The following is a 23,749-nucleotide window of genomic DNA, read 5'->3' as shown; positions in this document are numbered from 1 at the left end:
TGGCATGACCGCACTGGCATGGCGCGGCATTTGCCCTATCTCTACGGCTTACCCGAACCGGACACCACAAATGGCTCGCAAGACCACGCTCGCCGAACAGGCCGCGACGCTGGAAGACATGTTCGACCGCAACCGCGTGGCCGATCCGAACGCCCGCGTCATCTCCGTGCGCGGCGCGCGCGAGCACAATCTCAAGAATGTCGACCTCGCCATCCCGCGCGACAAGCTGATCGTCTTCACCGGGCTTTCCGGCTCGGGCAAGTCGTCGCTCGCCTTCGACACGATCTATGCCGAAGGCCAGCGCCGCTATGTCGAGTCGCTCTCGGCCTATGCCCGCCAGTTCCTCGAGATGATGCAGAAGCCCGATGTCGACCAGATCGACGGGCTCTCGCCGGCGATCTCGATCGAGCAGAAGACGACCTCGAAGAACCCGCGCTCGACGGTCGGCACCGTCACCGAGATCCACGACTATATGCGCCTGCTCTGGGCCCGGGCCGGCATCCCCTATTCGCCGGCGACCGGCCTGCCGATAGAGAGCCAGACCGTACAGCAGATGGTCGACCGGCTGGTCGAGCTGCCGGAGAAGACCCGCGGCTATTTGCTCGCCCCGGTCGTGCGCGGCCGCAAGGGCGAGTTCCGCAAGGAGATGGCCGACTGGCTGAAGCGCGGCTTCCAGCGCGTCAAGGTCAATGGCGAGTTCTACGAAATCCCCGACGCGCCGACGCTCGACAAGAAGTTCAAGCACGACATCGACGTGGTGGTCGACCGCATCGTCATCCGCCCCGATCTCGGCGCCCGCCTCGCGGATTCGCTGGAGCAGGCGCTCGATCTCGCCGACGGCATCGCCGTCTTCGAATATGCCGACGAGAAGGAGGAGAACGGCGACGCCAGGCGCGTCACCTTCTCCTCGAAATTCGCCTGCCAGGTCTCCGGCTTCACCATCCCCGAGATCGAGCCCCGGCTGTTCTCGTTCAACAACCCGTTCGGCGCCTGCCCGGCCTGCGACGGCCTCGGCCACGAGATGCGGATCGACCCGGAGATGATCGTCCCGGACCATTCGCTCTCGCTGAAGAAGGGCGCGATCGCCCCTTGGGCCAAGTCGACCTCGCCCTATTACGGCCAGACGCTCGACGCCCTCGCCCGGCATTTCGGCTTCTCGACGGCAAAGCCCTGGTCGGAGCTGCCGCAAGGCGCCCGCGACGCCATCCTGTTCGGCACCGGCACGGAAGCCGTGCGCATGGCCTATAATGACGGCCTGCGCGCCTATGAGGTGAAGAAGCCCTTCGAGGGCGTGATCACCAATATGGAGCGGCGCTGGAAGGAGACCGAGAGCGACTGGGCCCGCGAGGAGATCGGCCGCTTCATGTCGGAGACGCCCTGCGCCGCCTGCCAGGGCTTCCGCCTCAAGCCCGAGGCGCTGGCGGTCAAGATCGACCAGCGCCATCTCGGCGAGATTTCGCGGCTTTCGGTCAAGGATGCGCTCGCCTGGGTCACCGCTTTGCCCTCGCGGCTCTCGGCCAAGCAGAACGAGATCGCCCCGCGCATCCTCAAGGAGATCCGCGACCGGCTGACCTTCCTGCTCGATGTCGGCCTCGAATACCTGACCCTGGCCCGCGGCTCGCGCACGCTTTCGGGCGGCGAGAGCCAGCGCATCCGCCTCGCCTCGCAGATCGGCTCGGGCCTCACCGGCGTGCTCTATGTCCTCGACGAGCCCTCGATCGGCCTGCACCAGCGCGACAATGAGCGCCTGCTCGGCACGCTGCGCCGGTTGCGCGACCTCGGCAACACCGTGATCGTCGTCGAGCATGACGAGGATGCGATCCTGACCGCCGATTATGTCGTCGATGTCGGCCCCGGCGCCGGCATCCATGGCGGCGAGATCGTCGCCAAGGGCACGCCGCAGGACATCCTCGACGATCCGAACTCGCTGACCGGCAAATACCTCACCGGCGAGATGAGCGTCGCGGTGCCGGCCAGGCGCCGCAAGCCGCAGAAGGGCCGCTCGCTGAAAATCGTCGGCGCCCGCGGCAACAACCTTAAGGACGTTTCGGTCGAGATCCCGCTCGGCCTGTTCACCTGCATCACCGGCGTCTCCGGCGGCGGCAAGTCGACGCTGGTCATCGACACGCTCTACAAGGCCGTGGCGCGCAAGCTCAACGGCGCGATCGAGCATCCGGCCGGCCATGAGCGCATCGAGGGCATGGAGCATCTCGACAAGGTCATCGACATCGACCAGTCGCCGATCGGCCGCACGCCGCGCAGCAACCCGGCGACCTATACCGGCGCCTTCACGCCGATCCGCGAATGGTTCGCCGGCCTGCCCGAGGCCAAGGCGCGCGGCTACCAGGCCGGCCGCTTCAGCTTCAACGTCAAGGGCGGCCGCTGCGAGGCCTGCCAGGGCGACGGCGTCATCAAGATCGAGATGCACTTCCTGCCCGATGTCTACGTCACCTGCGATGTCTGCAAGGGCAAGCGCTATGACCGCGAGACGCTCGAGGTGAAATACCGCGACCGCTCGATCGCCGACGTGCTCGACATGACGGTCGAGGAGGCCAGGGACCTGTTCAAGGCCGTGCCCTCGATCCGCGACAAGATGGTGACGCTCGCCCGCGTCGGCCTCGGCTATGTCCATGTCGGCCAGCAGGCCACCACCCTGTCGGGCGGCGAGGCGCAGCGGGTGAAGCTCTCCAAGGAGCTCTCCAAGCGCGCCACCGGCCGCACCCTCTACATCCTCGACGAGCCGACCACCGGCCTGCATTTCCACGACGTCGCCAAGCTGATGGAAGTGCTGCACGAGCTGGTCGAGCAAGGCAACACCGTGGTGGTGATCGAGCACAATCTCGAAGTGATCAAGACCGCCGACTGGATCATCGACATGGGCCCCGAAGGCGGCGACGGCGGCGGCGAGGTGGTGGCTGAAGGCACGCCGGAGGATGTGGTGCGGGCGGCTAAGGGCCACACCGCGCGGTTCCTGAAGGAGGTGCTGGCGCGGCGGCCGTTGAAGGGGAAGGGTGCAAGGCAGGCGGCGGAGTAGGCGAGTCTTTCCCGCTTACACCAACCACTCTGCGGCGCATCATACGAGATCAACATTGATCGCGTAAGTTGCTCCCCATCCGGTAACAGCAATCTGAAATTGAACCGTTCTGCCAGCACACATGTCGGTCCAGACACTTGGGCTAATCCTATCTCTCTTAACATAAACCTCGCGACCAGTCACATCTTTAAGAAAACCATACTCAGGTTTAAGGCCTTCCTTTTTCAAATTCCCCGTGTAAATTTCAGTCTTGGCAGATTTTATTTCAATCGATGAGTCTATTGGAGAAAATCTTTCAATTATTCCAACCAGATCATCAAGTTCACCGTGTCTCCCCGGAACCCAATTCGATCTTTTAATTTGGTCAACTAACGAGAAAACTCGACCAAGATGCTCGACAAATTTGCTATCTACGAGACTTTCATCAACCGTTTCCAAAAAGCTTGAAAGCGCTTTTAATGAGTCGGCAGCCGCGCCAAATTCTTTTCGCCGCAACAAAATATCGGCTTCTCGATAGAATCGCTGCGCCTGCAAATCATTTATGACTATCCTCTCTTTCACAGATTTTAAATCCAAATTCTTCACTTGATCAATATATTGCTGCGCCGAGACGAAATCGTACTCAAAAAATCTATTCCTAACCATCTCTCTATAAAGAATAAATGTATCGCGATCGAGATCTAGTGCACGGGAAAAATGATCAAATGCCGCGGGGTGGTCACCAAATGCCCTCCCCAAAAAAAGAGCAAACCGATAGTGCATCTGAGGCTGATCGTCGCCAAGTTCCACGCCAGTCTCATAAGAAGACTTCGCACGCGTAACATCGCCCTGGCGCTCAGCTAAGAAGGCTTCCACCCGGTAAATCTCAAAATACTCTGGGCTCGTAACCTTTAAATCACTTACAATCGCCTCAGCTTCTTCGAATTTATACTTTACTAGCAGGGCTATAGCATGGCGAAGACGCCGAGAAGCTACCGCCTCCGAACGTGATCGGACTACAAAAGAATTGGTCTCGTATCGCTCAAAATGACCGCGCTCAACTTGAAAGGCAGCCTCAACGCCTCGATATCTAGAAAGTATTGCACTAGCTTCCGCGGGGACCCTCTTAATTACTCGCGCGATATAACTTCTTACGAACGGCTTTAATACATATACGCGCTCATCCCCCCACTTGTGATCTCGTTCAACGAGAGCAAACCTAAGAAGCTCGGACAAACCCAACTCCACAAGCGGCGCGGATAAATCCGTCACGTGATGAAGTACAATTGGAGAAACTCCTGACGGCAAAGCCGCCATTACCGCCGCGATCTGACGCCCTGTTGGCTGCAGCTTGTCTACTACATTTTCCATACAGAACTGAAGAGCAATTTCGGGATTACTCGTGATCTGATCCGGCTCAAGACCAGCGATCACGCCCAAAGTGAACCATTTCAGAAGCAGAGGCTTCCTTCCCAATCGAACAATATGCCGATCAAGCTGATCTGCCTTCAATTTTCGAAGTCTATTTACGCCAAACGCCTCAATCAATCTATATAGATACGCCTTTGCCTCTTTTTGAGAGAACTCACCTACATTTACAGTTAGATCTGAGCCAAGCGGAACACGTGAAGTTAGAAGTAATTTGCTATCTCCGGGAATGTCTGCGGCAAAATTTATGATAGATTCGTCGAGGACAGTTTCTAGATTATCGATTACTAGAAGTACTGTGTTTTCCGACATCAATCGTCTTACACGATCTATAGGACCATCACTTCCAGGCTCGAACTCAGCAACTTGTTCAAACAAACCGAGCGAGTTCGTGATCGCACCTTCAACTCGCTCGATCTCTTTCGTCCCCAAGCGTGCTGATTTGGCAGACACCCACACAATAGCATCAAATGGGTGATCGTTGGACGCCACCATCCCATACAACACTTGAAGAGCTAGAGCGGTCTTGCCGTTGCCGCCATCACCAAGAACCGTAACTACCGGATTGCGGCCGGATAGCTTCTTTCGAAGCTCTTTCTCAAGATCGGGCCGCGGAAGAAAGCCCGTATCATCGTAGTCCGGTTCAGGTAAATTATGAAGCGTCCCGGCGGCAGGCTCAACATCTAATGCGTTGATTGCTGAAGCTATAAATGCCTTTGGATCTGACTCGAAATTCTTAAACGCATGATCCAATAGCGGCCAATAAACTGGGCTCGACCGAAATTTGTTTGATACCTCGAATCCCGTTACGTATTCAATTGTCGTTAATGGCCTACCATGCATTACCGAGTTGCGGACCGGTATTGCCTTCTCGATATAGGCAAATATTGATTGATAGTATGAACGAGCGGATTCATCCAATGAAGCTTTGTGTCTCAATAGAATTGCAAACTTATCCCCAAGGTCTAAATCAAACAGCAAATCTGTGTCTGACAACTCGACTGAAGTTTGATTCTCACGACGTTGACGGCGCCCTCGCGCCCTCTCACGCTCATCTTCATTTAAAAGTGAACGCGCATCATCCAACGCAATTCCCCGTAGCCGCGCAACGAGGTCTCGCTCGCATGCGTCGAAGAGGATGAATAAGGCTACGCGCTGCTGACTTGCCACGGCTGCCTGTCCTTACTTCGTAGGTTGCACGATTCGAGGATGGTTTTACGAGATAAGAGCATTTCCACGATCCATAGCAAGAGAACATCTTAAGGTTGCACAGCTGCTTCGACGGCGGCACCTTGGCTGCGGCTTTTGCACCAACTTGTCCCCACCCCCAAAACCTCGCGTATTCTCCCCTCGCCCATCACCCATACGGGCGGCCGTCCGGAGGTATGCCAGAGGCTGGGTGAGGGTCGGCGCCTGCGGGCGGGGGTTACGCCCCGCTCCCGGGAGGCTTCGGGAACCGACCTGGGGGCATTACGACCCCTGTGCGAGGAGCTCGCTAGGAGGATGACGGACCGGCCGCGGCCGGGGTCCAAGGCGCGACGGCCCCTCAGGGCTACTGGCGCCGAGGGCCAAAGCCGCCCGCCACCGGAACCCGGAAGCGCGGCCCGGAGACCAAAAATCGCCGAAGGCGGAGCGCCACGGGGCGTGCGGAGGGTGGCTCAATCCTTCCGCGCCGCGTCCTGGCATGGATGCGGATGATCTCTCGCGCCTCGCGGCGCTCCGCCAGCCCCGTAACCCGCAGCGGCCGCGCCGGCTGCGGTCGCGAACGCGTGCCGCACGTGCAGGCGAGAGCACATGCCCGGTTTTCCTCAACGCCTCTGCGCCTCGTGAGCGTGCCGTTTTCTCCCTGAAACAAGCCGTCATTCCGGCCGAAGTGCCGGAATCCATCGTAGAACTCGGCGCTCTTCGATGGATTCCGGAGCGGCGCGGCTTCGCCGCTTGTCCGGAATGACGGTGTGGTTCCGCCGAAAAATCGCATGGGCTAGTCTGCCCGGCATCGAGAACCGGGGGGATTCGCGCTTTGACGATATGGCATCCGAGAAAGCGGCAATGGGCGCTGGCGCTGGCCATGGCGGCGACAGCGGATCTGGCGCTGGCCGAGCCGCGCTCCTCCCCGGTCGGGCAATGCGCCTATTGCCATGGCGAGGACGGAATCGCGCGCGATACCGAGGTGCCGCATCTGGCGGGGCAGAACGAAAAATACCTGTTCAACCAGATGATGGCCTTCCGCGCCGGCAAGCGCCCGCACAAGGAGATGCGCTTCATGGCGCGGAACATGACGGTCCAGGAAGTCGCGGCGCTCGCCGCCTATTACGCCGCCTTGCCGCCGCGCTGAGCCCGCTGCGCCATGCTCGCCCCCGACCAGCTCGCCGCCTATCTCGCCCGCATCGGCTATGACGGCGAAGTCGCGCCGACGCAGCTCGCGCTGGCGCGCCTGCATCTGCTGCACCCGCAGGCGATCCCCTTCGAGAATCTCGACGCGCTCGCCGGCAGGGGCGTGCGGATCGAGCTGCCGGCGGTCTTCGCCAAGCTCGTCGGCAGCCGCCGCGGCGGCTATTGCTTCGAGCACAACACCCTGTTCCGGGCGGTGCTCGAGAGCTTCGGCTTTGCGGTGACGCCGCTCGGCGGGCGCGTGCTGATGGGCCAGGAAGAGGATGCGGAAGTCGCCCGCACCCACAAGCTGCTGCGGGTTTCCTGCGAAGGCGAGGAGCTGATCGCCGATGTCGGCTTCGGCGGCATGACGCTGAGCGGGCCGATCCGGCTCGCCGCCGGGCCCGCGCAGGAGACGCCGCACGAGCCCTACCGGCTCGACCGCACCGGCGAGGACTGGTGGCTGCGAACGCAGGTCGCCGGCGAATGGCGCCTGCTCTACCGCTTCACTCTGGAGCCGGTGCCGGCGATCGACGAGGTCGTGGCGAACCATTATGTCGCGACCCATCCGGACTCGGCCTTCACCTTCACCCTGCGCGCCGCCCGCATCCTGCCGCGGGGCCGGCTGACCCTGCTCGACCGCCGCCTGACCGAGCACCGGCTCGGCGAGCCCTCGAAGCAGCAGCAGGTCGAGGACGATGCGGAACTGCGCGCCGTCCTCGCGCAGCGCTTCGGCATCGCACTCGACGACGGCAGCTGGCAGGCCGCGCTCGGGCGCCTTGGAGCAGGATAAGAGCCGCCTCAACCCTGACGCACATCGCCGCTACACGCATTTTTGACGATCTTCTTTACGTCTCGTTAAGCCCAGGGTTTCATCCCTAGCGCAACCAAGAGGAGATGAAGCGATGATGAAACTGACGGTTCCAGCGGTGTTCCTGCTTCTTGCCGCCGCGGGAACGGCGCATGCCAATCCGGCCAAGTCCATGGGACAGTTCAAGGACTGGAACGCTGCATCGTACAAGAACGGCAATAGCCAGCGTTGCTATATCTCGAGCACCCCGACAGCAGCCAAGCCGGAGCAGCTGCGGCATGGCGACGTCTTCTTCTTCGTGCAGACCAGCGATGGCAAGGCCAGCCAGACGGAAACCAGCTTCCAGACCGGCTATGAGTTCGCCAAGGATTCGGTCATCCGCGTGACGATCGGCGACGAGGAGTTCCAGATGCTGACGCTCGGCCAAGGCGCCTGGCTGAAGGGGCTGGACCGCGAGGGCGATCTGCTCGCGGCGATGAAGGCCGGCTCCTCGATGGTGCTGGAGGCGACCTCGGCCCGCGGCAACGACACCAGCTACACCTTCTCGCTCGACGGCGTCACCGCCGCCGCGCGCCTGCTCGAGCAGTGCAGCTGACGGCGCTGGCACGGGCGCGGAACCACGCCGTCATTCCGGACAAGCCGCGTTGGCGGCGCAGCTCCGGAATCCATCGTAGTGCTCAGCGCCCTACGATGGATTCCGGCACTCCGCTTCGCTACGGCCGGAATGACGGCGCATTCTCCCGAAGGCGCAAGAGCTTCACAGCACGCCGTGGCGCTCGAACACCGCCCGCAGGCTCGTGCCGGCCAGCAGCTCGTCGCGCGTGCTGTCCTCCGCCTCGATCTTCTCGAGCGCCAGCCTGACCGCCTCGGCGGCGACCGCCTGCGGCACGATCACGACGCCGTCGGCATCGCCGAAGATGAAGTCGCCGGGCGCGACACGGGCGCCGGCGACCTCGACCGGTTCGTCGGCGGCCATCATCTCGGCCCGGCCCTTGGTATCGAGCGGGCCGATGCCGCCATGGAAGAGCGGGAAATTGAGCTCGCGGATGCGGCGGACATCGCGCACCAGCCCGTCGGTCAAGCAGCCGGCGGCGCCGCGCACCATCGAGGCGGTGGTCAGCAGCTCGCCCCAGGGCGCGATCCGGTCGGTCGGCCCGTCGCAGGCCAGGACGGGAATCTCGCCCGGCTCGAGGCTGTCGATCAGGTCCATCTCGAGCGCATAGGGATTATGCCCCTCAGGCAGATGATAACGCTTCATGTAGAGCCCGGTCCGGGCGAAGCCGCAGAGCACAGCATTGTCGTCGAGCGGGCGGATGAAAGGCTTCACCGCCTGGTTGGGAAAGCCGAGCTGGTCGAGCACATCCGACAATACGGCTGAGTAGAGCCTGGTCTTCAGGGCTTCCAGATCGAACGTAGCGGCCAAGGCTGACATCGCTTCCCCCATGTTTCGGGCAGCTTGTGGGCGGCTCCCGCACCGGTCAAGCGAGCCTCGGGTCTTGGGGCAGTGCGCAGGACGCAGGACGGCGCCGAGCCGCCGCCGGCCACGCTGAATTACCTTGCGGAAAGCCGGCGCGGCGCAGACGATGGGGCGTCGCACCTGAAACCCTCGCGACGAAGGCTCACAGTCCAAGACTCGCAATCCAAGACTCGCAATCCAAGGCCACTATCCAGGACGGAGGGACACCACCATGCACCGTCTTCTCAAATTCGCGGCGCTGCTTGCGCTATCGACCGGCGGCTTCCTCGCTTTGGCGCCCGCGACCTCGACATCGGCCGACGCCGCCGCCTGCGTCCGCGGCGTTCGCGGTGCCGCCTGCGCGGGACCGCGCGGCGCGGTCGCGGTCCGCCGCCCCGCGCCGGTCGTCGTGGCTCCGGTTCGCCGGGGCACGGTAGTCGTGCCGGCGCGCCGCGGCGCGGTGATCGTGCGCTGAACCGCGCCCGGACCGGCGGCCAGGCCGCTTAGCCTGCGCCTGCGGCCGGCCGGCGATGCGTGATCGCCGCGCGCAGCAGCAGATAGAGCACCGTCGCATTGAGCAGGTGCCAGGCCCAGTGCAACCCGAACGTCACCTGCGAGCAGGCGACGCCATCCAGCGAGCGCAAGGTCAGCGACAGCGCGAAGACGAGGCCGGCAAGCCCGATCAGCCGCGCCGTGCCGCTGGCGAAGCCTCGCCGCCGCAGCGCGGCCGCGACCCCGAACAGGGCGAGCGCGAAGCCGGCATAGCCGGCCGAGCCGCGCGCCGCCGGCGGCAGCAAGGGCGCGAGCGCCGCCGAAAGTCCGAGCGAAGCCGCCAGGAAAGCGAGCGTGCCGAGGCTCGCGACCGCCGGCGAGAGCCCGAGGAAGCGCTGCAGCGCCAGCCCGAAATAGAGGAAGGCGAAGAGCTGGATCGGCACCACATCGGCGAGCAGCGTCCAGCGCTGCGGCATGGTGTGGAACAGGAAGGAGCCGATGCCGATGGCGAAGACGAGGCCGGTCAGGACCACCGCCGGCCAGTCGCGCTGCCCGCTGCGTCGCAGCAGCAGGAAACCGGCAAGCGCAGCGAGCAGGAAGGCGCCGTTGCTCAGCGCGTTCAGCGGTTCGGCCCAGAAGGCCGGGTCGGTGCGCTCGCAATAGCCGAATCGGTTCATCCGTCCTCGCCTCCCGCATCGCAGACTGCCGTCCGGTACGGCCGAACGCCGCCGGCGTGACCATCTCCTTGCCGGCGAAAGCCGGTATGGTGAACGCCGCGTTTCGCTTGTTCTGGCGCTCCTAACCATATTGCAGCGCAGCATCGCATGGCCAAGCCTGGAAACTTGATGCCGATATAGGCAATCTTTGGCGTTTCGCTCTGTCGCCACACATATTGCCTATATGGTAGGCACGATTCTCACAGTTCTTAGCAAATTGTTAAGTGCCCTACGCGGGTCAGGGCGGCTTTCCAAACGCTTCGTTAATTCATTATGCGTCCAGAGCATGACGGAATTGATGGAACTGCCCCTGCAACAAGCAGGCTGATCGTTCTATATGCAGTGCACAACGAATTCATCGCTGTCAGGGGTTAAGCCCTGCAACAAAAAGGAAAACCGCCATGTTCGTCACCATGATCGCCGCCAAGATCCGCGCCTATCTTCGCTATCGCGAGACCGTCCGCGAGCTGTCCCGTCTGACCGACCGCGAGCTCGACGATCTCGGCCTGTCGCGCTCGGAGATCCAGTTCGTCGCGCGTTCGCACGCCGCCGTCTGAATCTGGAAGACGCCTGCCGAAGACAAGACGCCTGATTTCTCCCGGACCGTGTCCTCCCCTCGGTCTGGTCGAAGAGCGAATGCCCGCTTTCGAGCGGGCATTTTGCGTTTTGGGGCCTGAACCAGCCTCTACCCCTTGACCTTCCGCCCTGGCGCGGACACATCGCGCCCATGAGCATTGCACCCGTTCACGTTGTCGGCGGCGGCCTCGCCGGCTCCGAAGCCGCCTGGCAGATCGCCCAGGCCGGCGTTCCCGTCATCCTGCACGAGATGCGGCCCGTGCGCGGCACGGACGCGCACAAGACGGAAGGGCTGGCCGAGCTGGTCTGCTCCAACTCCTTCCGCTCCGATGATTCGTCCAGCAACGCCGTCGGCCAGCTGCATTGGGAGATGCGGCGGCTCGATTCGCTGATCATGGCCCGGGGCGACGCCCACCAGGTCCCGGCCGGCGGCGCGCTCGCGGTCGACCGCGACGGGTTCTCGCAAGGCGTCACCGCCGCGCTCGAATCGCACCCGCTCGTCACCATCGTCCGCGGCGAGATGGCCGGCCTGCCGCCGGCCGAGTGGGACAAGGTCATCATCGCCACCGGCCCGCTGACCTCCCCGGCCCTGGCCGAGGGCATCAGGTCGCTGACCGGCGAGACCGAGCTCGCCTTCTTCGACGCGATCGCGCCCATCGTTCATTTCGATTCGGTCGACATGGACATCGCCTGGTTCCAGTCGCGCTACGACAAGCCGGGCCCCGGCGGCACCGGCGCCGACTACATCAACTGCCCGCTCGACCGCGACCAGTACGAGGCCTTCATCGACGCGCTGCTGGCAGCGGAGAAGACCGAGTTCAAGGAGTGGGAGGGCACGCCCTATTTCGACGGCTGCCTGCCGATCGAGGTGATGGCCGAGCGCGGCCGCGAGACGCTGCGCTGGGGCCCGATGAAGCCGGTCGGCCTGACCAACAAGCATAACCCGGCCGTCAAGGCCTATGCCGTCGTCCAGCTCCGCCAGGACAATGCGCTCGGTACGCTGTTCAACATGAGCGGCTTCCAGACCAAGCTGAAATATGGCGAGCAGGCCGCGATCTTCCGGATGATCCCCGGCCTGCAGAACGCCGAGTTCGCGAGACTCGGCGGCATCCATCGCAACACCTATCTCAACTCGCCGAAGCTGCTCGATCCCGAGCTGCGCCTCAAATCCGATCCGCGCCTGCGCTTCGCCGGCCAGATCACCGGCTGCGAGGGCTATGTCGAGAGCGCCGCCATCGGCCTGCTGACCGGGCGCCTCGCCGCCGCCGAGCGCCTCGGCCGGTCGCTCGAACTGCCGCCCGCGACGACGGCGCTGGGCGCGCTGGTCAACCACATCACCGGCGGCCACATCGTCACCATCGACGAGGGGCCGCGCTCCTTCCAGCCGATGAACATCAATTTCGGCCTGTTCCCGCATATCGAGGGCCAGGCCACCCACGGCCCGGACGGCAAGCGCCTGAAAGGCCCGGCCAAGAGCGTCGCCCGCAAGCAGGCGCTGACGGCAAGGGCGAAAACCGCGCTCGACGGCTGGCTCTCCGGACAGGCCGTTCTCGCGGCCGAATAGCGAGCTGCGGCCGACCTACACGAGAAAGTGAGCGTGCCCGGCCCGGCACGCCGCTGGGGCGGTGCATGGGCTGCCGAGCCGGCGCCTGCATCCCGGCTTCGGAAACGCACCGCAAACGACTGACTCTTCAGCACTTTAACGGCTCTTCGCCATGCTTTCGGAGCGCCTGGTATGATCGGCGCACCGGAGCGGCCGGCGCTGTCAGGCCTCGCGCATGGCGGCCCGGTGCTGGCGTCGTGGCTGAACGCGCTGCTGTCCCCTAAAGGTCCTGCATTAACTCAATGTCGTGACTGGAGACTTCTAGGCAAATGACGACTGTCAGCATAGCACGCCCGCAGGCAAGCCCTACGAATATCCGCAAGGCCGTGACGGCCGCGACAGTCGGAACGGTTATCGAGTGGTATGATTATGCTCTCTACGGTGCTGCTTCCGGCCTGATCATCAACAAGCTGTTTTTCCCGAACCTCTCGCCTACTACGGGTGTGCTCGCCGCCTTCGCGACCTTCGCCGTCGGATATTTCGCGCGCCCGATCGGCGGAATAGTGATCTCCCATATCGGCGACAAGTTCGGCCGCAAGCCGGCACTGATCCTGACCATCGCGCTGATGGGCCTGGCAACCGTCGTCATGGGCCTGCTGCCGACCTATGCGCAGATCGGCGTTCTCGCGCCCATCCTGCTCGTCGTGATGCGCCTGATCCAGGGCTTCGGCGCCGGAGCCGAGCTGGCGGGCGCGATCGTGCTCGTCGCCGAATACGCCCCGCCGAACCGACGCGCCTTCTACACCGGCCTGCCGAATGCGGCGACGCTGGTCGGCATCATGCTGGCGACCATTTCCTTCCTGCTGATTTCCTACCTGCCGGAGGAAACGCTGCTGGGCTGGGCCTGGCGCGTGCCCTTCCTGCTGTCGGGCGTGCTGTTCGCCGTCGCCCTCTACATCCGCAAGCATCTCGACGAGACGCCGGAATATGTCGAGGCCATGGCCCGCGCCGAGGCCCGCAAGCACGAGCAGAAGGTGCCGCTCGGCGAGCTCTTCCGCAACAGCCCCAAGGAAGTGCTGTACGGCTTCCTCTCCGTGACGGGCCACAACGCCAACGCCTACATCCTCAGCGCCTTCTCGCTGAGCTACATGACCAACACCGTCGGCATGAGCCGCACGGAGAGCCTCAGCGCCGTCACCATCGGCGCGCTCTTCGGCATCGTCGGCGTGCCATTCCTCGGCACGCTCGCCGACCGCATCGGCAGCGCCAGGGTCTATATCGGCGGCGCCCTGTTCATGCTGCTGTTCGCCTACCCGCTGTTCTGGCTGCTCGACACCGGCAGCGTCGTCTGGGCGACGGTCGGCATCAGCCTCGGCTACGGCATCGGCTTCGGCGCCATGGCCGGCGCGCAGGGCGCCTTCCTCACCAACCTGTTCCCGACACGCTATCGCTTCTCGGGACTGGCGATGTCGCGGGAACTGAACGGCGTGCTCGTGGCGGGGCCGACGCCGCTGATCGCCCAGGCGCTGGTCGGCGCCGCCGATGGCAGGCCGACCTATGTCGCGGCCTATCTGATGGCCTGCTGCGCGCTGGCGATCGTCGCGATCCTGATCATCCAGAACCGCTCGGTGCACGAATAGTAACTAGAGACGGGCGGCCGAAGGGCCGCCCGTTTGCCCGGGAAGTCAGGCTGCTCTCGCGGCCCGCCACAGCGCCCATTGCCGGCGGAGCGGCGAGAGCGTGATGATGCTGCGATAGGGATCGTAGCCGCGCCGCTCCATCGCCTTCAGATAGGGCTCGACCAGCGCCACGGCCAGGAAGGCCGGCCTGATCGCGGCCGGAACCGTGGCACTGAGGTCGTTGAGCTTGCGCAGGTGGATCCGCGCCAGCGCCCGCAATTCCTTCAGCGAGTAATCGACGCCCGGCCCGCCGCGCCCGCGCACGATATCCTCGCGGGTGACGCCGTTGCGGGCGAGGATGTCAGCCGGCAGATAGACCTGCCCCCTTGCCGCATGCCAGGGGAAGGCGCGCATCAGCCCGGTCAGCGCATAGGCGACGCCGGCATGCCCCGCTGCCGCCGCGCCGCCGGGATCGCGGCCCTGGGCCAGCACCAGGCAGGCGAGCCGGATCAGTGCGCTCGAGGTCTCGCCGGCATAGCCTTCCAGATCGGGAAGCGACGGCATCGGATCGTCATAGAGATCGAAGACGCGCGCCTCGACCAGGCCGGAGAGCGGCGCGATCGGCAGGCGGAAGCGGCGCACCGTGTCGAGCAGCGCCTGCGCCACCGGATGGGCTGGCGCCGGCCCGCCCTCGCCGCCTTCCAGCACATCGCGCCACCATTGCAGCCGGACCTCGCCCGGCAGCGGCTCGCTGACCTGCTCGCGGACCCGCGCGACCTCGTGGCTGAAGGCATAGAGCGCGTGCAGGCCCGGGCGCAGCGCCTCGGGCGCATAGAGCGAGGCGACGTAGCGATCCGGATCGGCCTCGCGCAGCAGCGCCGCGCAATGCGCATAGGCCTGGGACAATGGGCCCGGCGCGGTGCCGGCACGATGCTCGGTTTCGGTTGTCATGCGCCCTCCCCGGCGATCGCCGTCACGCGATCCCAAGCCGACGGCAGTCTAGGCCCGCCATTCCCGATTGGCTACGCGAGCCGGACATGGCGGGGCGGATTTGATGAAGGCCGTATCCTCGGCGTCATTCTCGAGCGCAGCCGTCGGGTCCGACCTTCGGTCGGCCCAAGGATAAAACCCCGCGCAGACCCGAGAACCTCGTGACAAGAAGGCGTCAACCAGCAATTCCTCCGGCCCGAGATGCTCGGGTCAGACCCGAGCATGACGCGAGATTCCTACTCGACCGCGATCAGCGCCGCCGCGACCCGGCGCTCCTCGCCTACCAGGACATTGTAGGTCCGCGCCGCCGCCGGCGTCGCCATCGCCTCGACGGTGATCCCCGCCGCGCGCAGCGGGTCGCGCAGGCTCGCCGGCAGGAAGGCGATCTCATGGCCGATGCCGAGGATCAGGAAGTCGATCGCCTCCGCCTCGTCGAGCACCGGCTGCAGGCTCTCGAGCGTCAGCCCGGCAAAGCTCGTCACCGGCCAGATCCGGATCCCGGCCGGAGTCGCCAGGATCGAGCCACGATGGCTCATCTCGGCGAAGCGGAAGCCGCCGCCGCCGAAGGCGTCGATCAGGTGCCTGCCGGGAACGAAGCCGTCGAAGCGCATCATGGCCTGGCTTTCCGCGCGAGGAGGCGGCCCGCTCAGACGCGGCTCTTGGCCTCGGCGAGTTCGTCGCCCTGGTCGAGCCGGCCGGCGCGGACGTCGAGATAGAGCAGCACCGGGGTCGAGACGAACATCGCCGAATAGGTGCAGACCATCACGCCGAACAGCATGACGAGCGCGAAGCCCTCGATCGCGGAACCGCCGAAGAAGACCAGCGCGACCAGCGCCAGCACGGTGGTGGTCGAGGTGATCGCGGTGCGCGACAGGGTCGAATTCACCGAGAGGTCCAGCAATTCCGCGACCGGCATCGTCTTGTAGCGGCGCAGCAATTCGCGCGTACGGTCGAACACCACGACCGTCTCGTTCAGCGAATAGCCGACGATGGTCAGGATCGCCGCGATCGAGGTCAGGTTGAACTCGAGCTGGGTGAACAGGAAGAAGCCCAGCGTCAGGACGATGTCGTGCAGCGTGCCGACGATGGCGCCGATCGCGAGCTGCATCTCGAAGCGGAACCAGAGATAGATCAGCACGCCGAGGATCGCGAGCACGACGCCGATCGTGCCGGCCTGGACCAGCTCGCCCGAGACGCGCGGGCCGACGGTCTCGACCCGGCGGAAATCGTAATCCTGCGCGAAGGCGGCACGCGCCGTCGTCACCACGCCCTGCTGCGCCACCTCGCCGCCCGGCTGCAGCGCGAAGCGCATCGACAGTTCGCCGGCATTGCCGAACTCCTGGACCTCGACCTCGCCGAAGCCGAAGGCGTTGGCGGTCTGGCGCACCTGGGCGATGTCGGGCTTGCCGCTCTTGGCCTGCATCTCCATCAGCGTGCCGCCGCGGAAGTCGATGCCGAAATTGAGCCCGACGGTCAGGAACAGCGCCAGCGTCAGGATCGAATAGATCGCCGAGAACGGGTACGAGAACCGCCGGAAGCGGACGATCTTGAAGCGGGTATTGTCCGGAACGATGCGAAGCAGACGCATGCTTTTAAATCTCCTGAATCAGCAGCGTCAGAACGGCAAGGTCTTGGGCCGCGCCAGGCGATACCACAGCGCGATCAGCATCCGCGTCAGCGTCACCGCGGTGATGACCGTGGTGAGGATGCCGAGGATGAAGACGACGGCGAAGCCGCGCACCGGGCCGGAGCCGAGCGAGAACAGCGCCACCGCCGCGATCAGCATCGTGGCATTGGAGTCGATGATGGTGGCGAAGGCGCGCGTGAACCCCGCCTCCAGCGCCGAGACCAGCGAGCGTCCCAGATGCGATTCCTCGCGCATGCGCTCGTAGATCAGCACGTTGGAATCGACCGCCGTGCCGATGGTGAGCACGATGCCGGCAATGCCCGGCAAGGTCATGGTCGCGCCGAGCAGCGACATCAGGCCGAAGATCAGGCAGACATGGACGAGCAGCGCCACGCTCGCGATCACTCCGAAGATGCCGTAGGTGCCGATCATGTAGAGGATGACCAGCACGGTCGCGATCAGCGTTGCCATCTTGCCGGCCTGGATCGAATCCTGGCCGAGGCCGGGGCCGACCGTGCGTTCCTCGACGATCGTCATCTTGGCCGGCAGCGCGCCGGCGCGCAGCAGGATGGCGAGGTTGTTGACCTGCTCGACCGTGAAATTGCCGGAGATCTGCCCCGAGCCGCCGGTGATCGGCGACTGGATCACCGGTGCCGAGATCACCTTGTTGTCGAGCACGATCGCCAGCGCCCGCCCGAGATTCTCGGTCGTCGCCTGGCCGAAGCGCTGGGCGCCGCGGATGTTGAAGCGGAAGTTGACGATCGGCTGGCTGGTGCGCTGGTCGAAGGCCGGCTGCGCGTCGATCAGGTCCTCGCCCTCGACGATGACCTGGCGCTGGACCGGGATCGGCTGGCCGCCGGCATCCTGCGAGGGCAGCATGTCGACATCGCCGCCCGGCGAGTCGGCGACCATGCGGAACTGCAGCTTGGCGGTCTGGCCGAGGATGTCCTTCAGCCGCTGCGGATCCTGCAGGCCCGGCACCTGCACCAGAATGCGGTCGAGCCCCTGGCGCTGGATGTTGGGCTCGGTCGTGCCGAGCGCGTCGACGCGCCGGCGCAGCACTTCCATCGCCTGCTCGACGGCGCGGCGGATGCGCTCATTGGCGCCCGCCTCGGTGACGTTGAGCTGGATCACGCCCTCGGGCGTCTCGTTGATCTCGATCGTCTGGTTGCCGGAAGGGCCGAAGGCGCCGAGCGTGCCGACGGGCTGGGCGAGCTCGCGGAATTTCGGCAGCAGCCTGGCCCGGTCGGCCGCTTCCGGCACCCGCAGCTGCACGCCGCGCGGCGTCAGGCCGATGCCGCCCTGGAAGGAGACGCGCTCCTCGCGCAGGATGCGGCGGACGTCGTCGCGCAATTGCATGACCTGGCTGCGGATCAGGTCGGCCCGGTCGATCTCGAGCAGCACATGCGAGCCACCCTGCAGATCGAGCCCGAGCGTGACCGCATGGACCGGCAGCAGGAATTTCGGAATCCAGGACGGCGCACCCTGCTCGATCGCCTTGCGGGTCTCGGGCGAGAGCAGGTTCGGCAGGGCGAGCCCGCAGCCGAACAGCAGGACGAGGAGGACGACGATGACCTTGCGGGCCTGGAAACGAAGCATCTGCGTGGAAAGCCTTTCCTGCGGCAGCGCGATCGGCAGAGCGTCGGGGCGGGACCGATCCGAGGACCTGATCCCGCTTCACATGCCCTGCCCGGCCGCGCCGGCCGCGCCTTCAGCTCTTGACCGGCTCGCCCTTGGAGCGAACGTCCTGAACCATGCCCTTGAGGATGCGCACGCGCACGCCATCGGCGATCTCGGCCTCGATCTCGGCGTCGTCGACCACCTTGGAGACCTTGGCGATGATCCCGCCGGTGGTGATGATCGTGTCGCCGCGGCGGACGTTCTTGATCATCTCCTGATGGGTCTTCACCCGCTTCTGCTGCGGCCTGATGATCAGGAACCACATGATGATGAAGATCAGGACGAAGGGAACCAGCGACATCAGGATGTCGTTGGTGCCTCCTCCTCCAAATCCCTGGGCGAAAGCGGGAGTGATCACGGGAAAGGCTCCTTCACGTCGCCGGGCCGAGTATTCGGCCGGCCGGCGCGGGGGTTGCAAAAACGCGCGGACTATAGCCAGCGGCGAGCTGAAATCAATGCGCGGGGACGGTTTTCGGACCCGGCCGCACCTCACCTATGGGGTCGCTGCCCTTCGCGCAATGGTCTTGATTTCAGGCGCGCGCTGCGGTCTATGGAGCGTACCGTACCGTTCGGTACAATTCAGCCCTGCGGAAGCGCTTTCCGATGACCGACATCGCCACCGACCAGACCCTCGACACCCTGCTGCGGATCGCCGCGGCGCTGGAGCGTCTCGCCCCGCCGGCAAGGCGCGCGCCCGATCTCGCCGCGGCCGATGCCTTCGTCTGGCAGGCCTCGGCCCTGGCGCTCGCCCCGGTCGCCAAGGTCAACCGGGTGGCGCTGTCGCTGCTGCGCGGCGTCGACCGGGTGCGCGACACGCTCGCCGAGAACACCGAGCGCTTCGCCCGCGGCCTGCCCGCCAACAATGTGCTGCTCTGGGGCGCGCGCGGCATGGGCAAATCGTCGCTGGTCAAGGCCGTGCATGCCGACACCAACCAGCGCCTGCCCGCCGGCGCCCTGCCGCTCAAGCTGATCGAGATCCATCGCGAGGACATCGAGAGCCTGCCGGCGCTGATGGGCCTGCTCCGGGCCGACCCGCATCACGCCATCGTCTTCTGCGACGACCTCTCCTTCGACGGGCAGGACACCTCCTACAAATCGCTGAAGGCGGCACTCGACGGCGGCGTCGAAGGCCGGCCCGAGAACGTCGTCTTCTACGCCACCTCGAATCGCCGGCATCTGCTGCCGCGCGAGATGATGGAGAATGAGCGCTCGACCGCGATCAATCCCGGCGAGGCGGTCGAGGAGAAGGTCTCGCTGTCGGATCGATTCGGCCTCTGGCTCGGCTTCCACAAATGCAGCCAGGACGAGTATCTCGCGATGATCGACGGCTATGTCGGCCATTTCGGGTTGGCGATCGAGCCGGAGCAACTGCGCCAGGAGGCGCTGGAATGGGCGACGACGCGCGGCTCGCGCTCGGGCCGCACCGCCTGGCAGTACATCCAGGACCTGGCCGGACGGCTGGAGAAGCGGCTGGAGGGGTAAAGGGCCGTCATTCTCGGGCGAAACGAAGCGCAGACCCGAGAATCCCGGGACTGGAAGGCTCAGGTTTCCGAGATGGTCGGGTCAAGCCCGACCATGACGCCTTGAGCAAATAGAAAACGGGGCGGCCTTTCCTGGGACCGCCCCGTCTCGTGTCGACCGGCAGGGTCTCGCGAATCCGGTCGAAGGCTGAATCGATCAGTTGTTGAGATAGGGAACGGGATCGACCGGGGTCGAACCCTTGCGCAGCTCGAAATGCAGCTGCGGCGAATTGACATTGCCCGACTGGCCCGACTTCGCCACGACCTGGCCGCGCTTGACCTGCTCGCCGCGCTTGACGCTGAGCTCGCCATTATGGGCGTAGGCCGAGACATAGCCGTTCGGGTGGCGGATCAGCACGAGATTGCCGTAGCCCTTGAGCTCACTGCCGGCATAGGCGACGACGCCGCCCTCGGCCGCCTTCACCGGCGTGCCCTCCGGCACGGCGATGTTGATGCCTTCATTGCCGCCCTTGCCGTTGTAGCCGGCGATGACGCGCCCGCGCGCCGGCCAGCGGAAATCGGTGCCGGAAGCGGGTTCTTCGGTCTTCGGCGGCAGGCTCGCGGTGGTCTGCGGCTCGGGAGCCGTCTTCGGCTCCGGAGCCGGCTTGGCCAGGGGCTTCTGCTCGGGCGGCAGGCTGGCGACCTGGGGCGCGGCCTTCGGCTTGGCGGCGACGGCCGGCGCCGAAGGCTTGGCCTCGGCCACCGGCCTGGCGGCCGCCTTGGCCTTCGCCTCGGCGGCGAAACGGGCCCGTGATTCGCTCATCGCCTTGGCGTCGGCCGCGGCCTTCGCCCTGGTCTCGGCGGCTGCCTGGGCCTTCGCCTCGGCGGTGCCGGCCGGCCTGAGAACGTTGCCGGCCGGGCGCGCCGCAGGCGGCGGCGCCAGCCGGTTGGCGTCGCTGCGGCCTTCGCTCGGCATGGCCTGACGCGAAGCGGTCTGGGCGCCGCCGACATTGTAGACGGGCACGACGATGCGGGTGCCGGGCGTGACCTCGGTGCCCGACAGCCCGTTGACCGACATCAGCGCCGAGCGCGGCACGCCGTAGCGGCCGGAAATGGTGTCGAGGTTCTCGCCATGTGCCATCACGATCGGCGTGCCGCCCTGGGCGCTCCAGCCCGAGGCCGAACCGACCACCGCCGGGGAAGGCGCCGAGACCGGAGCCGAGACCGGGGCCGAGCGCAGCGCGGCGGCCGAGGCCGGCGGCGGCAATGGCTGGCTGCGAACCCCGCCGGCGGCGGCGACCGGCGCGGATCCATAGGGATTCGCGGAGGCCTGCTGCGGGGAGCTCCGACCGATCGAGCCGGTCGTGGCAGGATCGCGCGCCGCCGGGGCCTGCGCGGTCCTGAAGGGATTGCTGAACGGCGCCTCGGTGAAGCGCGTGGCCTCCGAGCAGGCGCCGAGGCCGGCTGCAAGGGCGCAGACCGACACGAGGCGGCCCAGGGACTTCGGCATTGCCAACTCGACTTGCTTACGCATGGGACTCAGCACTCGCGAACGACGCAACTCTATGATCCGCATTAAAACGGCGGTTAGGTTACGAAACCGTTTCGCGATGGCGGACTTGCGTAAATTTCGGAAGCCGGTTGAGCGTCATTTTCGGCCGGAGCCCTCGGCTCCGACCTTCGGTCGGCCCATGGATAAATTCCGCGAAGAGCCGAGAATCTCTTGACGAGCGCGCGGGGCGGAGCCCTTCGGTTTGAGATGCTCGGGTCAAGCCCGAGCATGACGGCAATCGGCGCTCTACAGCGCCCGCGCCAGCCCCGGCGCCAGCGGCGGCAGGCGGATCGCCGGCCCCAGCGCATGGTCGAAGCCGTTCTCGCCATGGGTCACCACGACGCGCCGCGCCGCCCCTTCGACCCTGAGCGCCCCGACCAGCCGCCCGCCCTCCCCGAGCCGGGCCAGCAGCGCCTCCGGCACCGTCTGCATTACTCCGTTGACGAGGATGCGGTCGAAGCGGCCGAGCGTCCGGTCGGGCTGGAAGCCGTCGGCATGGCGCAGCTCGACGGCCTGGGAGAAGCCGCCGCCGGCCAGCCGCTCATGCGCCGCCAGGGCGAGCGTGCGGTAGCGCTCGAGCGAGACCACCTGCGCGCCCATCGCCGCCAGCAGCGCCCCGACATAGCCGGAGCCGGAACCGACCTCGAGCACGCGGCAGCCCGGCTTCATCTCGAGCGCGCCGACCAGCGCCGCGACCGTATGCGGCGCCGTCATCGTCTGGCCGCAGGGCAAGGGCACCGAAACGTCCTGGCGCGCCAGATCGGCGAAGCGCGAGGGCGCGAAATGCTCGCGCGGCACCTTCTCCATGGCGCGCAGCAAGGCGAGATCGCGCACCCCCCGCGCCCGCAACGCCAACAGGAAGGCGACGGTGCGCTCGCTCTCGCTGCTGGCCCCTTCCTCGGTCATGTCGTTCTCGCCCATAGCCTGCGACGTGGACACCGCGCCGTGTCATTCCGGCCGTAGCGAAGCGGAGCGCCGGAATCCATCTTAGAGCGAGAAGCCTTTCGATGGATTCCGGAGCGGCGCCGCTGCGCGGCTTGTCCGGAATGACGGGAGCGGTTCATCAGCCAAGCTTCGTCGCGCTGGCGCCTGCCCTCAAGCGAAAACCTGCGCGAAGCGGGTCAGCGTCGGCTCATGCGTCAGGTCGAGCTCGAGCGGGGTCAGCGAGATCCTGCCTTCCGCCAGGGCCCGCAGATCGGTGCCGTTGGCCGGCTCGTTGCGGGCGCGCGAGAAGGCGATCCAGAAATAGGGATTGCCGCGGCCGTCCTGGCGCGGCTCGAGCTTCACCAGCTCCTGGTCGCGCCGCCCCTGCACCGTCACCGCCACGCCCTTGACCTCGGCCGGCGGGATGTTGGGGAAGTTGAGGTTGAACAGCACGTCGCTGGGGATGCCCTCCTCCAGCAGCCGGCGGATGATCGGCGGCGCATGCTGCTCGGCGCATTCCCACAGGATGTTCTCGCGACCGCCCGGACCATAGGCCTGGCTCACCGCGATCGAGGGGATGCCGAGCAGCGTGCCCTCCATGGCGGCGGCGATGGTGCCGGAATAGGTCACGTCCTCGGCGACGTTCTGGCCGCGATTGACGCCTGAGAGCACGAGGTCGGGCTTGGCGTCGACCATGATCGAGCGCACCGCCATGATCACGCAATCGGTCGGCGTGCCGGCGACGGCGTAGCGCTTCTCGGCCACCTGCCGCAGGCGCAGCGGGTTCGACAGCGACAGCGAATGCGCCACGCCCGACTGGTCGGTCTCGGGCGCGACGACCCAGACATCGTCGGACAGCGCCGCCGCGATGCGCTCCAGCACGGCCAGGCCCTCGGCATGGATGCCGTCGTCATTGGTCACGAGGATACGCATGGGATCAGGCCGCCTTCTCGATGCGGGTCACCCCGCGCATATAGGGCACCAGCGCGTCCGGCACGGTGATCGAGCCGTCGGCGTTCTGGTAGTTCTCCATCACGGCGATCAGGGCGCGGCCGACCGCCGTGCCCGAGCCGTTGAGCGTGTGGACGAAGTGCGGCCCCTTGCCGTCCTTCGTCTTGTAGCGGGCGTTCATGCGCCGCGCCTGGAAGTCACCGCAGACCGAGCAGGATGAGATCTCGCGATAGGTCTTCTGCCCCGGCAGCCAGACCTCGATGTCGTAGGTCTTCTGCGAGGCAAAACCCATATCGCCGGTGCACAAGGTCATCACCCGGAAATGCAGGTCGAGCTTCTTCAGCACCGCCTCGGCGCAGGAAAGCATGCGCTCATGCTCCTCGCGCGACTTCTCCGGCGTGGTGATCGAGACCAGCTCGACCTTCTCGAACTGGTGCTGACGCAGCATGCCGCGCGTGTCGCGCCCCGCCGAGCCGGCCTCGGCCCGGAAGCAGGGGGTGAGCGCGGTGTAGCGCCGGGGGAGTTCCTCCTCGGAGAGGAT

At 65.5% G+C, this 23,749-nt stretch carries 21 protein-coding genes; 9 read left to right on the top strand and 12 right to left on the bottom strand.

What is annotated here, in order from left to right; all coding sequences use genetic code 11:
• Positions 1-118 precede the first annotated feature (118 nt).
• Entirely contained in the window at positions 119-3,034 is a 2,916-nt protein-coding gene (gene uvrA, locus V6M56_RS04915) for an excinuclease ABC subunit UvrA (protein ID WP_332681766.1), read from the top strand.
• 39 nt (positions 3,035-3,073) lie between these two features.
• Here uvrA and V6M56_RS04910 read toward each other — a convergent pair whose 3' ends face one another.
• Complete coding sequence (locus V6M56_RS04910) at positions 3,074-5,611, bottom strand: tetratricopeptide repeat protein (RefSeq protein ID WP_332681763.1); 2,538 nt, start codon at positions 5,609-5,611, stop codon at positions 3,074-3,076.
• A gap of 898 nt (positions 5,612-6,509) precedes the next feature.
• Between V6M56_RS04910 and V6M56_RS04905 the strand changes: the two genes are divergently transcribed.
• The 3 genes from V6M56_RS04905 (at position 6,510) to V6M56_RS04895 (ending at position 8,217) form a co-directional block, all read left to right on the top strand.
• Complete coding sequence (locus tag V6M56_RS04905; protein WP_332681762.1) at positions 6,510-6,776, top strand: c-type cytochrome; 267 nt, start codon at positions 6,510-6,512, stop codon at positions 6,774-6,776.
• A gap of 12 nt (positions 6,777-6,788) precedes the next feature.
• Positions 6,789-7,604, top strand: coding sequence for an arylamine N-acetyltransferase family protein (locus V6M56_RS04900; protein ID WP_332681760.1), 816 nt, complete (start codon positions 6,789-6,791; stop codon positions 7,602-7,604).
• 112 nt (positions 7,605-7,716) lie between these two features.
• Positions 7,717-8,217, top strand: coding sequence for an invasion associated locus B family protein (locus V6M56_RS04895; RefSeq protein WP_332681759.1), 501 nt, complete (start codon positions 7,717-7,719; stop codon positions 8,215-8,217).
• Between the two features lie 162 nt (positions 8,218-8,379).
• Here the strand turns inward: V6M56_RS04895 and V6M56_RS04890 are convergent, their stop codons facing one another.
• Positions 8,380-9,045 carry an RraA family protein gene (locus tag V6M56_RS04890; protein WP_332681756.1) on the bottom strand — a complete coding sequence of 222 codons (666 nt, stop codon included), beginning with the start codon at positions 9,043-9,045 and terminating at the stop codon, positions 8,380-8,382.
• A gap of 265 nt (positions 9,046-9,310) precedes the next feature.
• Here V6M56_RS04890 and V6M56_RS04885 point away from each other — a divergent pair, with 265 nt between their 5' ends.
• Entirely contained in the window at positions 9,311-9,553 is a 243-nt protein-coding gene (locus V6M56_RS04885) for a hypothetical protein (RefSeq protein ID WP_332681769.1), read from the top strand.
• A gap of 28 nt (positions 9,554-9,581) precedes the next feature.
• Here V6M56_RS04885 and V6M56_RS04880 read toward each other — a convergent pair whose 3' ends face one another.
• Positions 9,582-10,247: a ceramidase domain-containing protein gene (locus V6M56_RS04880; protein WP_332681755.1), complete on the bottom strand. Its 666-nt coding sequence runs from the start codon at positions 10,245-10,247 to the stop codon at positions 9,582-9,584.
• Between the two features lie 440 nt (positions 10,248-10,687).
• Here V6M56_RS04880 and V6M56_RS04875 point away from each other — a divergent pair, with 440 nt between their 5' ends.
• From V6M56_RS04875 to V6M56_RS04865, 3 genes are all read left to right on the top strand, one after another.
• Positions 10,688-10,843 carry a DUF1127 domain-containing protein gene (locus V6M56_RS04875; RefSeq protein ID WP_083533033.1) on the top strand — a complete coding sequence of 52 codons (156 nt, stop codon included), beginning with the start codon at positions 10,688-10,690 and terminating at the stop codon, positions 10,841-10,843.
• A gap of 170 nt (positions 10,844-11,013) precedes the next feature.
• Positions 11,014-12,426: a methylenetetrahydrofolate--tRNA-(uracil(54)-C(5))-methyltransferase (FADH(2)-oxidizing) TrmFO gene (trmFO, locus tag V6M56_RS04870; protein ID WP_332681751.1), complete on the top strand. Its 1,413-nt coding sequence runs from the start codon at positions 11,014-11,016 to the stop codon at positions 12,424-12,426.
• 365 nt (positions 12,427-12,791) lie between these two features.
• The gene (locus tag V6M56_RS04865; RefSeq protein WP_332681750.1) at positions 12,792-14,045 is read left to right on the top strand and encodes an MFS transporter; all 1,254 of its coding nucleotides are present in this window, start codon (positions 12,792-12,794) and stop codon (positions 14,043-14,045) included.
• Between the two features lie 45 nt (positions 14,046-14,090).
• On the opposite strand, the gene V6M56_RS04860 is transcribed toward V6M56_RS04865, so the two are convergent.
• From V6M56_RS04860 to yajC, 5 genes are all read right to left on the bottom strand, one after another.
• Positions 14,091-14,975 (bottom strand): phytoene/squalene synthase family protein, encoded by an 885-nt coding sequence (locus tag V6M56_RS04860; protein WP_332681749.1) that lies wholly within the window; start codon positions 14,973-14,975, stop codon positions 14,091-14,093.
• 275 nt (positions 14,976-15,250) lie between these two features.
• Positions 15,251-15,628 (bottom strand): Mth938-like domain-containing protein, encoded by a 378-nt coding sequence (locus V6M56_RS04855; protein ID WP_332681747.1) that lies wholly within the window; start codon positions 15,626-15,628, stop codon positions 15,251-15,253.
• 32 nt (positions 15,629-15,660) lie between these two features.
• Positions 15,661-16,602 (bottom strand): protein translocase subunit SecF, encoded by a 942-nt coding sequence (gene secF / locus V6M56_RS04850; protein WP_332681746.1) that lies wholly within the window; start codon positions 16,600-16,602, stop codon positions 15,661-15,663.
• A 27-nt stretch (positions 16,603-16,629) separates the two neighbouring features.
• Positions 16,630-18,240 (bottom strand): protein translocase subunit SecD, encoded by a 1,611-nt coding sequence (secD, locus tag V6M56_RS04845; protein ID WP_332681745.1) that lies wholly within the window; start codon positions 18,238-18,240, stop codon positions 16,630-16,632.
• 112 nt (positions 18,241-18,352) lie between these two features.
• Positions 18,353-18,622 (bottom strand): preprotein translocase subunit YajC, encoded by a 270-nt coding sequence (gene yajC, locus V6M56_RS04840; protein WP_332681764.1) that lies wholly within the window; start codon positions 18,620-18,622, stop codon positions 18,353-18,355.
• A 302-nt stretch (positions 18,623-18,924) separates the two neighbouring features.
• Here yajC and V6M56_RS04835 point away from each other — a divergent pair, with 302 nt between their 5' ends.
• Positions 18,925-19,803 (top strand): ATP-binding protein, encoded by an 879-nt coding sequence (locus V6M56_RS04835; protein WP_332681743.1) that lies wholly within the window; start codon positions 18,925-18,927, stop codon positions 19,801-19,803.
• A gap of 195 nt (positions 19,804-19,998) precedes the next feature.
• Here the strand turns inward: V6M56_RS04835 and V6M56_RS04830 are convergent, their stop codons facing one another.
• From V6M56_RS04830 to V6M56_RS04815, 4 genes are all read right to left on the bottom strand, one after another.
• A complete protein-coding gene (locus V6M56_RS04830; protein ID WP_332681742.1) occupies positions 19,999-21,291 on the bottom strand; it encodes a LysM peptidoglycan-binding domain-containing M23 family metallopeptidase in 1,293 nt (430 codons plus the stop codon).
• A gap of 288 nt (positions 21,292-21,579) precedes the next feature.
• On the bottom strand, positions 21,580-22,272 hold the full coding sequence (locus V6M56_RS04825) for a protein-L-isoaspartate O-methyltransferase family protein (RefSeq protein WP_332681740.1): 693 nt from the start codon (positions 22,270-22,272) through the stop codon (positions 21,580-21,582).
• Between the two features lie 156 nt (positions 22,273-22,428).
• A complete protein-coding gene (surE, locus tag V6M56_RS04820) occupies positions 22,429-23,190 on the bottom strand; it encodes a 5'/3'-nucleotidase SurE (protein ID WP_332681739.1) in 762 nt (253 codons plus the stop codon).
• A gap of 4 nt (positions 23,191-23,194) precedes the next feature.
• Positions 23,195-23,749: aminoacyl--tRNA ligase-related protein (locus V6M56_RS04815; RefSeq protein WP_332681736.1), on the bottom strand; the 555-nt coding region annotated here is incomplete at its 5' end.

The organism is Allobosea sp., assembly GCF_036675845.1.
GTDB lineage: Bacteria > Pseudomonadota > Alphaproteobacteria > Rhizobiales > Beijerinckiaceae > Allobosea.
Note: the sequence above shows the minus strand (reverse complement) of the source record. Positions and strands in the feature narration are given on the sequence as shown.